Genomic DNA, 14,687 nt, shown 5'->3' on the forward strand with positions numbered 1-14,687 from the left:
ACTTAGATCCCCGCATGAACTTCGGATTTGATCCGTTCAAGCTCATGAGTAGCCACCTGTGGTTCTTCCTGAAAGCCCGAATAGCTTGGAATAAGCTGCTTTAATAATTTCTTAATCTGATAACTGCTTGGCACAAATTCGTACCGTTTGCACAAATTCTCCAGCACACCAAGGACCAAATTCAATTCGGATCTGGAAACACTTTGAGGCCGACTGATCATGATGCGATAGTTATTGGTGACCATCAATCCCTCCTCTTCTGTCAGGAGTTCCTCAAATAATTTCTCTCCGGGACGAATGCCCGTGACCACGATAGGGATATCTTTATCGGGTTCTAAGCCCGACAGACGTATTAAATCTCTTGCTAGATCGTATATCCGAACCGGCTTACCCATATCAAGCACGAACACCTCGCCACCTTGTGCCAGTACGCTCGCCTGGATAACCAATTGCACTGCTTCAGGGATCGTCATGAAATACCGCACCATATCCATATGGGTAACCGTAACCGGGCCACCACTCTCGATCTGTCTTTTGAATAACGGAATAACACTTCCCCGACTACCGAGAACATTACCGAAACGGACAGCAGCAAAAACCGTCTTGCTAGATGAATTCTGATCATTAATAATCATTTCTGCCGCTCGCTTTGTAGCTCCCATGACACTTGTTGGATTAACCGCTTTGTCCGAAGAGATCAGAATGAACCGCTTAGCACCATATTTGGCACTCGCTTCCGCTACATTCCTTGTTCCGATAACGTTGTTCTTTACCGCCTCCACCGGATTCATCTCCATAAGGGGCACATGTTTATGCGCAGCGGCGTGATACACAATCGTAGGTCGGAAATTCTGAAAAACACTATCGATCCGCGACACATCCTGAATATCAGCTATGATAGGTTGAATCTTCTGATCGGGATATAACTGGCGTAGCTCTTGTTCAATCAGGTAAATGCTGTTCTCACCATGACCAAGCAGCAACATTTCCTTCGGACGATACGCAGCTAGCTGACGGCACAGTTCTGAGCCAATGGAGCCTCCTGCACCCGTGATGAGAATACACTCACTCCCTAAATTCTCACGAATCTCTTCAGTATTAATCTCAACAGGAGTTCTACCCAGCAAATCATTTACGGACACTTCACGAATTCGATTGACTGCCATTTTCCCGTCCAAAATTTCTGTCATACTAGGCATTAGCTTAATCTGTGCTTTTGTTGATTTGCAGATCTCAATAATCTCCATTAAGTCGTTATGTGGCGCTGTCGGAAGGGCAATAATAATGAATGCAATGTCCAGCTGTTTCACGGCCTCGGGAATGAAATTTCGGTTACCCACAATCGGCAGCCCCATTACTTCCAGCTTTTGTTTAGATGCATCATCATCAATGAAGGCAACGGGATGCATAAATTTGAACCTTGAATGCTTGATATCTTTCGTAACGAGGATTCCAGCTTTACCAGCCCCAACGATTAGAAGATTACCTTCGAAGGCATCCTTCACACCCGTTGTCTCAAATCCATCATTTAGAAGACGTTTAACCATTCGTAACCCCACAATGCCCAGAAACACATAACCCGCTGCAAAATAGATAGAAATCGGTAGTCGATAGGAAGGAATTACTGCATGGGTGGATACGTTGACAGCAATCACTCCAACGAGGGTTAATACACTCACTTTTAGAAGCTGCAGTAACTCTCTCATTCCGGTGTATCGCCAGATATTGTTATACACTTTGAATCCAAATGAGAAGACCGCATACACCGCAATGTGAATCAATATTGCCCACGGAAGCATCCACACGTACATCTCAGGGATTTGAAAATCAAACCGAAGTAAAAACACAAGCCACACTGAAGCCGCAATAATCCCTGCATCCAACATGACCAAACGGACGATCCGCATTTTCATCACTTCTTTCTCCCTAATTAACTAAAAATTCATTTACTCGCCTTTTAAGTGAGAGTGAATATTCAATCCCCCGATAGGCTGGCATGCATTTCAGACGGAACCCGCTTTCTTTCCTCCTTGTTTAGCGCTTCTATATAGATCGAGTCCATTTCACGGAGCACCGCAGGCAACCCGTAACGAATGATCCTCTCCTTGTTTGCTTCTCCCATTGCCGTAGTTAATGCTGGATCATCACGTAATTGAGTAAAAGCCTTAGCGGTAGCGGTAATATCACCAACAGGAACCAACATGCCTGTTGACTCATGTTCGATCAAATCATGAATCCCCCGAATATGCGTACCGATAACGGGTTTTCCTACTGCCATCGCCTCCATAATCGCCCGAGGTAGCCCCTCGCGATAAGACACAAGTGCAGCAACATCACATGCTCTGAGTAGATCCGGAATATCTCTACGGTACCCAAGCATATGCACCCGATCGCTGACACCCAGCCGATTAGCAAGTTCCAATAGAGTCTGCTCGAACGGTCCTGTACCCGCAAAAGCCAGATGGATGTTGCCTGCTTGAGACCCCAACTGACCCAGCGCTTCGATCAACTGCTTCTGGTTCTTGTTGGCGTTCAATTCAGCAACGCATAGGATGACGAAGGGAGGTTCATCATGCTCACTCTTCGGCAGATCAAACAGTTGGCGTCGCCTATCTGCCTTCTCCGACGCAGTTTCAGGATGATCCTGTTCACTGCCGTAAACCTGGAGATCAAGTCCTACACCACTCACATAAGTCACCTTTTTCCGTATAGAAAATTTCTGGGCGCGTTCATAATCTTCTCTATTTATGGTGATTAGCACATCTGTCCAGCGGGCCATTAACCTCTCGAGCGGATAATAAAGCATCCAGTTCAGAAAAGGAGCTCCCTTGAAAAAATGAAAACCATGCGCTGTATACAATGTGCAAGGTACACCTGCTTTATGGGCCGCAATCCGTCCGAGAATCGAAGCGACTGGCGTATGTACATGGATGAACTGGAACCCCTCCTCCTTGAAGCTTTCCGTTAGTATCCCTAGCGCTGCCCAGTTCTGCATCTGTAAAGGGCTACGCTGAATGGGCACATCATGGCACACGATCCCCTTCTCTTCTAATCGCAATCTCGCTTCCCCGGGCTGCGCGTAAGCATGCACTTCACAACCTTTTTGCTGCAATAACGCCATGTAAGGTAGATGGAAACTCTCAAAATGCCCAAAAATGGAGGCTACAAAAGCAACTCTTACCGGCCCACAGTCTTCAGCAGGTATGCTCCCGAACCTCTTATTATTGCGCTTGTTCTGTTTGTTGTCGTAGGTTACGACCCGTTGACTTTTCAGTGCCCTTGGTTCGATATCGCTTCACTCCTTTCCATCCCGTATTCGTTAATCGGATGCAAGCTGCGTTCATAGCCATCATGAACCACCAATACCGCTGGAATAAGGCTTCAATACCCATCGAAAGTCCAATCATCGCTGCGTGAGACAGCAATAATGCCATAATGATCGGTCTGTTCACCCTATCTGCCGCGCGATAAGAACGGATCCCAACGATGAAGAACCAGATCATGAATCCGCCGTACACAATCAAGCCCAACAAGCCAAATTCTGTCATAAACCAGATCGGAGTATTATGGATAATAATCCGCAGTTCATAGTTATAGCTACCGAGTCCAATCCCTAATAATGGACTTTGAGCGATCCACTCCACAGCCTTCCCAATGATGTCTAGACGCGACTGAATCTGCGAGGGTCTGCTGGCCATATTCCCAAGCACATCCAGATAAGCTGTACCTTTATACAACAGCAATGCTCCAAACGCGACGCTAAACCCCATGCCGATCTTGAGAAGTCGAGAAGGATTAGTCAGCAGTAATGTAAGCAGAACAAGGAACAAACCTATCCATGACGAACGCGAAAAAGTCATTATTATGCCCCCGGCTAAGGTGATCGTCGCTAGCGTACTCACCCATCCCCTTAGCAGCTTCACCCCGTCTCCACTCGTCATGATATGAATGGCAAAAGCCGTAACTAGTAATCCGCCGTATGCATTCGGATCAATTAGCATCCCGGAGAGGCGACCGTCTTGCACCATAAACGGAACCTTCACTCCACTAAAAAAATCGAACAAAGCGACGCCATTGAAGATCAGCACACTGATCAAAAAAGCTCGTAGCATTTTATATAACCGATCCCAGCTGTCTACAGCCTGAACAAGCATGATGTAAGTGAGCAGTAGGAGTATAAACCCAAAATCTTTTTGCAATAGAGCGTATTGCGTAATGAATCCATTGCGCCAAATGGATACAAATGAAGCAAGGACGAAAATAAACAACATCCCCCAATGCCATGAACTGAACTGCCTCGGGTCCAATTTGAGGTGTAAACCTGCTGCAAACAAACCAAGCATTAAGAAAAGGTCAGAGGGTGCGATTCGAAATGCGCCACCGAAATCAATTTGAGCCGGAAGGCAGATGATGTAACCCATAACCGCAAACAGAAATAAATTACGCATGGTGTAGGGTTTCCCTACAACGAGTACAGATGTCATACAAGCCCCTACTTTCCTATGAGAAATTGCCTCTATGCGGCCAATTCCCGTTGTACCTGTTTCCTTGCCTGACGGATTACCAAGAAAAGTACGATCACACTACCTATCATCTGAACGAATAAGGCCAAGCTAGCCCCCACCGCAGCACCTATCACCCCGAAAATAGGCACGAACATTAGACAAGAAAGCCCATTAGTGATCACGGAACACAGAAACAAGGGAATCTGCGCTTTGTACTTCCCGGTAGCCGTTATGGCATACCACAGGTAAGACGTTACAAATACCAATAGGGTAGAAACGAGCAACCAATGAAATAAACCTATTTCAGCAGCCACATCTGGACTGAATAGAAGAGTTAGTAGCTGATGACCAAAGATCCACCCGATCAAACAAGCGATCGCACTAATTCCTATACCCATGGCAATCATTCGACTGAGTAAAGAGATGAACTCCTTATGTCGTCCGCTAGCGTGCCAACGGGCAAGACGTGGTGTTATCGCTTCACCGAGTGCAGTCACAACAACATTGCAGGCAACGATCATGTATGAGAGCGTAGCGTATATGCCTAAGTCATGTTCTCCTTTAAAATATGAAATCGCGTATAGTGGGATATTTGTATTTAGTGACATCAACGCCAGCACCACGCCAAGGGGTGAGCTTACGAGCAGCAAGCCCCATAATCGTCTTTTGTTAAAAAGTGGCCTGAGCGACGTATGCACTCTCGCTTTGCGAGCATCATATCCAATGGTTATTGCTAACCATCCGATAATCATGACTAATAACGCTAGAATGAGACTCTGAGTAGGGATAAATACGAGGGCGAAGACAAGTATGGAGAACAATCCTTTAGCAGCTCTCGAGAAAGAGATTTGATCTAGCCTTTCCTGCTTCTGAACGATACCCAATAAAATATCGCTGACCGACTCAACAATTCTATACAATCCTATGAAAAATATGACTAAAGCTGTATTCCAATCAGCACCACTAAGGATGCAACAACCTGCTGTAACCGTGAATGCAACTGCGGTTGTCACGAGACGAAGGCCAAAAAAATCTCCAAAAAGATATTTTCCAGATGTATCAACGATCAAGACCGAACGCAGATGCAGATGCGACAGCATGAAGATGGGAGCAGTCACCGCAAGCCCTAACGAATATTGCCCAACGATTTCGGATGAGCCAAATTTATTAAGCAAAATTACAATCACGAATTGAGCGCCTGCGTATGTGATATTTCCGAATAAATAACGAAGAGAAGCAAGTGTCATAATGCGTTAGACCAACCCTGAAGTTGAGGCCCAATCGGCAAAATCTTCACCGCGAATCTTGTAACGTTTGCTACTTTTTCGATAATTCAAAACCGCTCCCAAAATATGTGCTCCTTGCTGCTCAAGGATCTGTTTTGCAGAGTTGGTATGCTTTAAGAGCACTTTCCCGGATTTTACGACTAACAGTACCCCTTCGGTCATCTTTGCCAAGATAAGGGCATCCGAAAAAGGCATTAACACCGAAGAAGAATCGATGACAATCGTATCAAATCTCTCACTAAGCTCTGCAAATAACCTTTTCATTCCTGTTGATCCTAGTAAGTCAGCTGGATTTGGGGAGATTGGACCCGATGTCATTACAAAAAGTCCTTCTGATCCCTCAATAGGGAAAATACAATCATCCACACGGGTTTGATCCACTAGGATACTACTTAATCCGATCCAATTGGGTAGATCGAATGCCTTATGCACCGTTGGTGTACGCAAATCCCCATCGATCAGCAGCACAGTTCTTCCCGTTTCTGCCATCGCTATGGCCAAGTTCATCGCCACTGTTGATTTACCTTCATTCGGAAGTGAGCTTGTAACTAATAAAGATCGAATTTCTCCACCAACTCGGGTATAACGAATATTAGATCGTATCGTTCGGAATTGATCACCATTAGATGATTTCGGTTGTTCCAGGCAATACAATCTTGGCGTTTTCTTCTTCATGTCTGCTGGCTCCTTCTACTGAATTGGATTTCGTCTTCTCCCGCCGTTTCCGCGGCTTCAATTTTCCCACCGTTCCCAGAAGAGGAAGCTGCAAATCCAACTGAATATTCTTGGCGCTTTTCACAGGTTTCTCCGCCAATTCCCGTAGAATGGAAAATGCGATCCCAGCAATCAATGCAAGTCCGAAAGCAACGACCATATTGAATACTGGCTTGGGTGAGATCGCTTCGAAAGGAACCTTGGCTCGGTCAAGAAGCACAACATTCTCTACCCCCATAATCGCTTGGATGTTCTCATTAAAGGCCTCACCAAAGCCATTCGCGATATTCGTTGCCCTCTGAGCATTAGAATCCGATACAATTACCGTCGTCACGAGTGACTCGCTACTTGTTCTTGTCTTCACTTTTTCTAATAGTTTTTCAGGGGTCATATTTAATTGCAGTCTTCTAACGACCTCTTCAGCGATTCTACTGCTTCGGATAATTTCTCCGTAAGTGGTTACTAGTTTTTGCCCAGCCATAATGTCATTGATTGCTTTCTGTTGCCTATCCCCTTGAATAAGAATAGAAGCCGTCGCCTCGTATTTCGGTTTTAAGACATAGTAGCTAACGAAGCTAGCAATTCCGACCGCAACAATACATAATACAATGATGAACAGCAGCCTACGTTTCACTAGTTTCAAAATGCTGCCTAGTTCGAATTCCATCGTTCATTTCTCCTAACCGTTAATGTATTTTCCTCTTCTTCAACAAGTGTTTTATTGTATAGTTATATTCTCGTTAGCCCAATATATGTCCAAAAAAAGTTGGGAATTTATAAGTCTTCTTTTAAAAAAATCCACCCGACTCTCTATTAAATCCCAACAGAAATAGGCTGTTTACTAGTAAGATTCTACTGGTAGACAGCCTTATATATTCACTTTTTACTACTACCTAATAATACGTCGTGCTAGTTGGCGCGCTTATGTAGCATTTTTTTGATAACCTTTCTATAATCCAATTATATGATTTATCTTCGTATTGAATCTTAATGAAATCTTAACGGATAAATGAGATTTATTATGCATTCAAATCCGCCATTGCTGGAATATGAATTTCTTTGACACAGGAAGCGCTAGAGAGGTTAACGATACATTTCACAATGGAGACAATGTCCTGAACAGGAATTCTTGTGCCGCTATATTCTGCAATCGCTTTTTCTGCGCCATCCTCATAAGGAATTTCTGCTGCCAGCTCACCCGGATTTACACAAGTTACTGCAATGCCATCCTTACGAACATGCTCACGTAATGCATGTGTAATGCCACGAAGACCGAACTTGGAAGCTACAAATGATACCTGGGCGTTATTGGTATGATCCAGTCCTGCTGTGGAGCCAATTAGAATAATTTTTCCTGCTTCCGATTGGCGAAGATTAGGCAGTACAGCCTGTATGCAGGTAATTGTTGAAGTTATATTCACATTAATAATGTTGGCAATGTCACTCGTCTCATCCTTGTCAAAAGTATAGTGATCCTCAAAACCTTCTTTCTCCCAAATACCCACGTTATAAACTAAAACATCAATCTTCTCCGTTTGAATTCCCTTTGATAAGACTTGTGCGGCATCTGGCTGCGATAGATCTACTGCAATCCATACCCGCTGTATGCCATCATTAAGATCCAGACTGCCCGGTCTGCTTCTGGAGACGATCCACACTCGATCACCATACTCAGGTAAACCTTTCACAAATGCATCTCCCAAACCTTTACTTGCCCCCAAAATTAGATAGTTTCTCATACTGTCGTCCTTTCTATATGCATCATTCTATTTTTATATCATAGTACCATCGAAGGACATGAAGAAGTAGGGTTAAAATTCGGAGTTAGGCAATTAACTTTTGAAAAAAGCCGCTATCATGGAGTAATCCATAGATAACGGCTCTTTATTTTACATCATCGAAGCAAAATGTTGACTTATTAATGTCTAGTACGGAGCATACGTCCAACTAAATAAAGCATTTGTTTACGTGTGAAAAACCGTGACATTTGAGCTGAAATATAGTTTGAAAATCCTGGGACAACAAATATTTTCTTTGCCTGAAGCGACCGAAGAGCCACTTGAACCACATTTTCTGGAGTATCTCGCTTCCCTACAGAAGCTTCATCAGCTCCCACAACATTAAAAAATTCTGTTTCCGTAGACCCCGGACATAATGCAAGAAATTGTACGCCCCGTTTCCGATTTTCCTCCCATAGTGCTTGTGTAAATGATAATACAAAAGCTTTTGTCGCTCCATATACAGCCATATTAGGGAGAGGTTGAAATGCTGCTGTTGAAGCAACGTTTATAATCACTCCGCTTTTTCTTCTTAACATCTCTGGCAAAAATAAATGGGTTAGATCTACTACCGCCAAAACATTTAGCATCACCTCTTCATGTTGTCTTGGACCAGACAGTTGTTCAAAAAGCCCATACGTAGCAAAACCTGCATTATTAATAAGAATATCAACGTTCAGACCACGTTCCATACATTGTTGATAGAGCCTGTTAGGAGAACCTTCTTGCGATAAATCAGCAACGATAACCTCCGCTTGAATATGAAATTCTCTTTGTAATTTTTCCGCTAAAGCAATCAATTTATCTTCGGAACGGGCGACTAATATCAAATGACTTCCTTTGGCTGCAAGTTCTCGAGCAAACGCTTCACCTATTCCTGAAGAAGCACCTGTAATCAACGTCCATTTATTTTGAATTGTAATCATTGCTATCATCTCTCCCTTTAATGACCATCTAGAAACAGCGTTTCAATATGAATCATTGTATCCAAGTGAGGTTGCGTTGTCAAATAAAATTCTACATTTAATTATTGGCTATTTCTCTTCTACATCAGTAAAATAAGGTTTAGAAATAACGGCTATTTGAAAAAGCTAAAGTAAAGTTCTAAGGAAGTGAAACTACATGCAAAAATCGTCCAAAATATCTTCTATAGATGCTCAATCCGTTACAACCTACCCAAAAGCAAAACTACAGCATGCAGAAATATTAAGACTGAATATTATCGAAGCCGCTGCGGCCATTATGCATGAATCCGGACCTGAAGGTGTAACCATTCGCAAGGTTGCTGAAAAAATGGAATGTCCCACAAAAATCATTTATAACTTGTTTGGAAACAAGGAAGGTTTAGCGAAGGAGCTTTTTCTGCAAGGGTGTAAATTGTTGGCCGCTGCCTTTCAAGCGGTTCCAAAACAAGACAATCTAAATTTATATCTTCGCGATCTTGGACAAGCTTATTGGGATTTCTCACGGAATCACACCAGCTATTATATGGTTATGTTTGGAGGGGCTTTTAGCGAGTTCAAACCGGAGGAAGAAAGTTTACATGCTATCTTCACGGCACTTCGACAAGTAATAGCCCTTATTACAGAAGCCATCGAACAAGGGTTTATTGAGGAGAAAGATCCCCTCCTTGTTGTGAATCTGGTGTGGGCATCGTTGCATGGCGTCATTCATCTGCATTTGGGGGGACATATTCAAAATGAGGAAGCTGCTAAAACATTGTATGATAGATCAGTATCCAATTTAATCCATACGTTCTTTAGAAGCGATAATTAAAAAAGAAGCTTTTTTGCGGCTAATACAAAAAAACGGCATTTCTGCCGTTTTTTCATTTCATATTATGTCCGGCGCATATAAGCACGAACTGTAATTGGTGCAAAAATCGCAACGATGACAGCTGCTCCGATCAGAGAGATTACGAAATCCCAGCCTACGGTACCATTGTTAGTAAGCTCCCGCACCGCGGTCACCAAATGTGAGATCGGATTGACTTTAACAAACCATTGAAGCCAGCTAGGCATTGTATCTACCGGTACGAATGCGTTAGACAGAAACGTAAGCGGGAACAGCACAATCATCGAGATCCCTTGTACACTTGAGGCTGTTCTTGCAATGACACCAAAGAAAGCAAAGATCCAGCTAATCGACCAAGCACAGACAATTACAAGAAGTGCCGCTATAGCAACATGCCCCAGCCCTCCCTCGGGCCGTAATCCCATAATATAACCCATGGTGAAAGTGAGCACAGTCGCTATCGTATACCGAATCGTATCTGCTAATAGAGCACCTGCTAACGGAGCTATCCTTGCAATTGGCAGTGATTTAAATCGGTCAAACACACCTTTATCCATATCCTCACGTAATTGAACTCCAGTAACGATCGAAGTAGTAATTACGGTCTGAACGAGAATACCAGGAATGATAACAGGCAAATAGCTAGCAATGTCACCAGAGATGGCTCCACCAAAAATATAGGTAAACATCAGAGTAAAAATAATAGGCTGAAGCGTAACATCGAATAATTGCTCAGGTGTTCGCCGTATTTTTAGTATACCTCTATACGCCATTGTGAATGAATTTCGTATACTCTGTCTGAGACTCGTATGGTTTTTCAATTGTCTTGTAGTTCCTGAGTTTATTGCAGAAGTTCTTGTACTCATACTCTTACTGCCTCCTTCTTGTTTGACTGCCCAGACGCATTTGAAGCGTTATCTGTTACACCCTGACCCGTGATTGTTAAGAATACTTCATCAAGTGTTGGTTTCTGCACACTCACCTCTGCAAGTGGAATGCCTGCTTCGCGCAGAGCAATAAGTAGGTCAGTCACTAAATCCGCGTTCGCCATCGGTGCAGAAATCTGCCCTTCCTCGAACGAAGACACATTGGATTGGACATGCAGAACATGTTCTACAAGCTGACGAGCTTGTTTAAAATCCTTTAGCTCTCGGACCTTCAATAGTAAAGATGTGGTACCCACGGATGATTTCAGCTCATCCACAGTGCCCTCGGCGACGACTTGCCCACGGTCAATAACTGCCACCCGGTCTGCAAGTTGATCTGCTTCTTCAAGGTACTGCGTCGTTAAAAGAACTGTTGATCCCGTATTCACCAATCGACGAATGGTATCCCACATCTGTGAACGAGTGCGAGGATCAAGCCCTGTAGTCGGTTCATCCAGGAAAATTAAAGGTGGTTGTGCAATAAGGCTAGCTGCCAAATCCAGACGGCGACGCATACCGCCAGAAAAATTTCGAAGAGGCCGTTTAGCCGCCTCAGTCAGACCAAACTCTTCCAGTAATTCTGTTGCTTTTTTCCGCGACTCTGCGCGCCCAAGCCCTAATAGCCGAGAGAAGATAATAAGATTCTCTGTAGCACTTAATGACTCATCGACTGAGGCATATTGTCCTGTCACACCAATTAATTGCCTAACAATCTGCGACTCCTTCACCACATCATGGCCAAAGATTCGCCCAGTACCTGCATCGGGACGAAGTAAGGTTGCCAGCATCCGAATGACGGTAGTCTTTCCTGCCCCATTCGGACCAAGTACGCCATAGATCGTACCTGCTTTCACGTTCAAATTCACGCCATCCACCGCGCGATTGTCACCAAAGGTTTTGACCAGTCCACGCGCCTCGACGGCCCAATCTCCAGGGTTGGGCTCAATTATTTTTTTGCGTTCATTAACCATTACAATTCCTCCAACGTTTTAGTTTGTATTGTGATGCTAACTCCCTTTTATAAACTGAATTTAAACGAAGGTTTAAACTGAGTTTATAAATGAGATATGCTTTCCGTTGAAAGCTATCCTGTAAATGCAGAAATAACGGTGTAGCTCAATGCTACGCCGTTATTTCTTTCAAAAATGCTTCTGCCTTGTCCTTATGTTCATCTGGAATGCTAACGGACTCCATGGAGCTTTATCGGACTGAAAGTACACAATATTGCCCCTGATAATGATGATTAACGTCTCTCTAGTCCGCAACTCGCCCCAAATTCCTCAAAATGAGCAAATAGCAGTTCATATGTATATACGAATCCATTATATCTGCTTCATTTAAATATTTTTGTACAATGCATCAAAAAAACCGAGAAGCGCGATCTCACGCCTCCCGGTTTATCATTCCTTGTTATGATCTGCTTCAACATATTCTTTAAGTGCAAACAGTTTATTAGCCCAGTATTGTTCAAAAAAGGTAAGCCAATCTTGAAGCTCCAGTAGAGGCTCTGGCTGAAGCTTGTACCGAGTCTCCCGACCGACTTTCTGACTGCTAACAAGCTGCGCATCGGACAATACTTGTAAATGCTTGTTAACAGCGGTTCGACTGATCGGGTAGCAGTCCGAGATGGATGCTATGGACATTTCCTTATTAGCAAGCAGCTTTAGCAGACTGCGGCGGGTAGGATCTGCTATCGCTTGAAATACATCATGTCCAGATTCAGCGACTGGCATCTTAAGCCTCGATATAAGCAGGAAGTTTTTCTTGGACGATTTTCTCCCAGCCGCCGTTCATAAAGCCACGTACGATTGGATGCGGTTGACCAAATTCAGTTACCTTTTCAGGGTCCCATCCAGAGTGAATCACGGTGAACTCCGTCTTCCCATCAATTTCTTTCAATTCAAAGGCAAGATGCCAATCCTTCCCCCAATTAAAACCAACACGGTTCGGCTCATCAATCTCCGTAACTTTACAAGGGGAATCCCCGAATTGTCCAGCATGTAGAATGAACTCATGGCCTACCACTGGCTCGAATGTACTTGGCATCCACCAGGCAGCTATTCCTTCAGCAGTGGAAACAGCTTTCCATACTTTTTCAATGGGCGCATTGAGTGTAATTGTTTGACGAATATCTTGTAGTGGTCCTTGAGTTTGCATATATTTCCTCCAAAATTCATTTTAATGTAACACCTTCTGGTTTCATTTTTATTATAACACCATTTGGTGTTATGTCAATTTGCAGAAACCTTAAGGGAATAGCGGAGGAAAGCCTTAACTAGATCCAAGTATCATTGGCTACTGTTAATTCGGACTCAGTACCGCCAGTGTTTACTACGCTTCTAGGCTCCACCAACATGATATGGCATTCCTTTTCGGCGGAAGGCTTCATCTCGACTCCCTTTGGGAGAATAAACATCTCACCCTTGGAGATTTTAACCTGACTATCACGGAAATCAATGATCATCTCCCCTTCGAGCGTGAAAAATACCTTATCGGTATCTTGATGAACATGCCATTCAAAATCCCCAGTGATCTTAATAAGTTTAAATTGATAGTCATTCATTTCACCAATGACTTTCGGAGACCAAAGGTCGTTAAATTTAGATAACTTATCTTTCAGATTAATAGCTTGATAATGGATAGTAATCACTCCTTATTTTCCTCAACTTATTAGCGCTTAAGCAAGGCGGATAATATATTTTGTAAAGCGTAATCAATAGCTAATGGTCCACCAGTAATAGCGGAATTATCCATTAAATAGACATTGCCTTTCTTTACGGCATTCATAGCATTCCACACATTACTTTGTTTTAAGTTATTCATTAATTCCTCCTTTTTTGTAATGTCACCTATAAGGAAAATATGGTCTGCTTGAACAGTTGATATTCCTTCAAACGAAGTAAATTCATTATTATTACCTGCATATGTATCATCCGGTGTAAGCCCCAGTCCCTTTTTTTTATCAAAAGCAAGTTTATAGACAGGATTCCCTTCACCTAGAACATTAAAAGTTTTTCCATCCCAAGACAATATAAGCGATACTGTCTCTCTTTCCATCGACTTTAATGTTTCACGCCCAGTTGTAATATCTTTCATCATTTTATCAATTACTTTTTCCGCTTCGTCTTCTTTACCAATAATCTTGGCTACTGTACGGAGTCCATATTGCCAATCTTCATAGATGTCCTTGTATTTTAATGTAATGACTGGTGCAATTTTATCTAGTGAATCATACACTGCTTCATGATGCTCTGTTGCTAAAATATAATCAGGATTAATAGATAGAATTTTCTCAATGCTAGGAGACACTTTATCTCCTAGTTCTTCAGCTGAATCCAGCTTTCCTTTTAAATAAGATAAAGAAGATAGATAATCTTTTTCTGTAGATGCAACAGGTGGCTCACCTAATGCAACTAATATTTCAGGATAAAAATACCATAGCGAGGCTATTTTTTCCGGTTTTTTCTCGATAACAATTTCTTTACCTAAGGCATCCTTAAATGTTCTTGGCCAATCAGCTGCATCTACATTAACTGCTGTTGAAGATACGCCTTCTTTAGTTGATTCTTTATTTTCAGCAGGTGTTTCAGTACAACCCGCTAGTATACCTGCTAATAATAGTGTTGCGAATAGCAGTCCTCTAATCTTTTTCATACGAAATTCCTCCAACATAATGGTTTCTTT

The 14,687-nt window shown here is 42.9% G+C and carries 15 protein-coding genes; 1 reads left to right on the plus strand and 14 read right to left on the minus strand.

Going from position 1 to position 14,687, the window contains the following annotated elements; translation table 11 throughout:
* Positions 1-2: 2 nt before the first annotated feature.
* From MHI27_RS17845 to MHI27_RS17880, 8 genes are all read right to left on the minus strand, one after another.
* Complete coding sequence (locus MHI27_RS17845) at positions 3-1,913, minus strand: nucleoside-diphosphate sugar epimerase/dehydratase (protein WP_283907780.1); 1,911 nt, start codon at positions 1,911-1,913, stop codon at positions 3-5.
* Positions 1,914-1,975: 62 nt separating this feature from the next.
* Positions 1,976-3,289 (minus strand): glycosyltransferase family 4 protein, encoded by a 1,314-nt coding sequence (locus MHI27_RS17850; protein ID WP_405176760.1) that lies wholly within the window; start codon positions 3,287-3,289, stop codon positions 1,976-1,978.
* Positions 3,222-4,484, minus strand: coding sequence for an O-antigen ligase family protein (locus MHI27_RS17855; protein WP_339265298.1), 1,263 nt, complete (start codon positions 4,482-4,484; stop codon positions 3,222-3,224). Before MHI27_RS17855 ends, MHI27_RS17850 begins: the two co-directional genes overlap by 68 nt.
* 32 nt (positions 4,485-4,516) lie before the next feature.
* The gene (locus MHI27_RS17860; protein ID WP_405174357.1) at positions 4,517-5,752 is read right to left on the minus strand and encodes an oligosaccharide flippase family protein; all 1,236 of its coding nucleotides are present in this window, start codon (positions 5,750-5,752) and stop codon (positions 4,517-4,519) included.
* Between the two features lie 6 nt (positions 5,753-5,758).
* On the minus strand, positions 5,759-6,466 hold the full coding sequence (locus tag MHI27_RS17865) for a CpsD/CapB family tyrosine-protein kinase (protein ID WP_405174358.1): 708 nt from the start codon (positions 6,464-6,466) through the stop codon (positions 5,759-5,761).
* Positions 6,414-7,172, minus strand: a complete 759-nt coding sequence (locus MHI27_RS17870; protein WP_042189097.1) for a YveK family protein — start codon at positions 7,170-7,172, stop codon at positions 6,414-6,416. Before MHI27_RS17870 ends, MHI27_RS17865 begins: the two co-directional genes overlap by 53 nt.
* Before the next feature lie 352 nt (positions 7,173-7,524).
* Positions 7,525-8,244, minus strand: coding sequence for an SDR family oxidoreductase (locus MHI27_RS17875; RefSeq protein WP_076286727.1), 720 nt, complete (start codon positions 8,242-8,244; stop codon positions 7,525-7,527).
* 179 nt (positions 8,245-8,423) lie between these two features.
* Positions 8,424-9,209, minus strand: coding sequence for an SDR family NAD(P)-dependent oxidoreductase (locus tag MHI27_RS17880; protein WP_405174359.1), 786 nt, complete (start codon positions 9,207-9,209; stop codon positions 8,424-8,426).
* Positions 9,210-9,405: 196 nt separating this feature from the next.
* Between MHI27_RS17880 and MHI27_RS17885 the strand changes: the two genes are divergently transcribed.
* Positions 9,406-10,059 carry a TetR/AcrR family transcriptional regulator gene (locus MHI27_RS17885; RefSeq protein ID WP_405174360.1) on the plus strand — a complete coding sequence of 218 codons (654 nt, stop codon included), beginning with the start codon at positions 9,406-9,408 and terminating at the stop codon, positions 10,057-10,059.
* Between the two features lie 62 nt (positions 10,060-10,121).
* Here MHI27_RS17885 and MHI27_RS17890 read toward each other — a convergent pair whose 3' ends face one another.
* The 6 genes from MHI27_RS17890 to MHI27_RS17915 all read right to left on the minus strand — a co-directional run bounded on the left by MHI27_RS17890 (position 10,122) and on the right by MHI27_RS17915 (position 14,657).
* Positions 10,122-10,943, minus strand: a complete 822-nt coding sequence (locus MHI27_RS17890) for an ABC transporter permease (RefSeq protein ID WP_076286724.1) — start codon at positions 10,941-10,943, stop codon at positions 10,122-10,124.
* Positions 10,940-11,974 carry an ATP-binding cassette domain-containing protein gene (locus tag MHI27_RS17895; protein WP_405174361.1) on the minus strand — a complete coding sequence of 345 codons (1,035 nt, stop codon included), beginning with the start codon at positions 11,972-11,974 and terminating at the stop codon, positions 10,940-10,942. Before MHI27_RS17895 ends, MHI27_RS17890 begins: the two co-directional genes overlap by 4 nt.
* Before the next feature lie 429 nt (positions 11,975-12,403).
* Positions 12,404-12,736: a metalloregulator ArsR/SmtB family transcription factor gene (locus MHI27_RS17900; protein ID WP_339241856.1), complete on the minus strand. Its 333-nt coding sequence runs from the start codon at positions 12,734-12,736 to the stop codon at positions 12,404-12,406.
* A 1-nt stretch (position 12,737) separates the two neighbouring features.
* Positions 12,738-13,160 (minus strand): SRPBCC domain-containing protein, encoded by a 423-nt coding sequence (locus MHI27_RS17905; RefSeq protein WP_042128610.1) that lies wholly within the window; start codon positions 13,158-13,160, stop codon positions 12,738-12,740.
* 118 nt (positions 13,161-13,278) lie between these two features.
* On the minus strand, positions 13,279-13,644 hold the full coding sequence (locus MHI27_RS17910) for a cupin domain-containing protein (RefSeq protein WP_405176761.1): 366 nt from the start codon (positions 13,642-13,644) through the stop codon (positions 13,279-13,281).
* Between the two features lie 29 nt (positions 13,645-13,673).
* Positions 13,674-14,657, minus strand: a complete 984-nt coding sequence (locus MHI27_RS17915) for an iron-siderophore ABC transporter substrate-binding protein (protein WP_405174362.1) — start codon at positions 14,655-14,657, stop codon at positions 13,674-13,676.
* Positions 14,658-14,687 lie beyond the last annotated feature (30 nt).

This window comes from Paenibacillus sp. FSL H8-0261 (genome assembly GCF_045040645.1).
Lineage (GTDB): Bacteria > Bacillota > Bacilli > Paenibacillales > Paenibacillaceae > Paenibacillus_AQ.

Excerpts from the sequence above, each read along its gene's own strand:
- MHI27_RS17845 (WP_283907780.1), bottom strand. The coding sequence starts at position 1,913 with ATGAAAATGCGGATCGTCCGTTTGGTCATGTTGGATGCAGGGATTATT.
- MHI27_RS17855 (WP_339265298.1), bottom strand. The coding sequence starts at position 4,484 with ATGACATCTGTACTCGTTGTAGGGAAACCCTACACCATGCGTAATTTA.
- MHI27_RS17860 (WP_405174357.1), bottom strand. The coding sequence starts at position 5,752 with ATGACACTTGCTTCTCTTCGTTATTTATTCGGAAATATCACATACGCA.
- MHI27_RS17865 (WP_405174358.1), bottom strand. The coding sequence starts at position 6,466 with ATGAAGAAGAAAACGCCAAGATTGTATTGCCTGGAACAACCGAAATCA.
- MHI27_RS17870 (WP_042189097.1), bottom strand. The coding sequence starts at position 7,172 with ATGGAATTCGAACTAGGCAGCATTTTGAAACTAGTGAAACGTAGGCTG.
- MHI27_RS17875 (WP_076286727.1), bottom strand. The coding sequence starts at position 8,244 with ATGAGAAACTATCTAATTTTGGGGGCAAGTAAAGGTTTGGGAGATGCA.
- MHI27_RS17880 (WP_405174359.1), bottom strand. The coding sequence starts at position 9,209 with ATGATTACAATTCAAAATAAATGGACGTTGATTACAGGTGCTTCTTCA.
- MHI27_RS17885 (WP_405174360.1), top strand. The coding sequence starts at position 9,406 with ATGCAAAAATCGTCCAAAATATCTTCTATAGATGCTCAATCCGTTACA.
- MHI27_RS17890 (WP_076286724.1), bottom strand. The coding sequence starts at position 10,943 with ATGAGTACAAGAACTTCTGCAATAAACTCAGGAACTACAAGACAATTG.
- MHI27_RS17895 (WP_405174361.1), bottom strand. The coding sequence starts at position 11,974 with ATGGTTAATGAACGCAAAAAAATAATTGAGCCCAACCCTGGAGATTGG.
- MHI27_RS17900 (WP_339241856.1), bottom strand. The coding sequence starts at position 12,736 with ATGCCAGTCGCTGAATCTGGACATGATGTATTTCAAGCGATAGCAGAT.
- MHI27_RS17905 (WP_042128610.1), bottom strand. The coding sequence starts at position 13,160 with ATGCAAACTCAAGGACCACTACAAGATATTCGTCAAACAATTACACTC.
- MHI27_RS17915 (WP_405174362.1), bottom strand. The coding sequence starts at position 14,657 with ATGAAAAAGATTAGAGGACTGCTATTCGCAACACTATTATTAGCAGGT.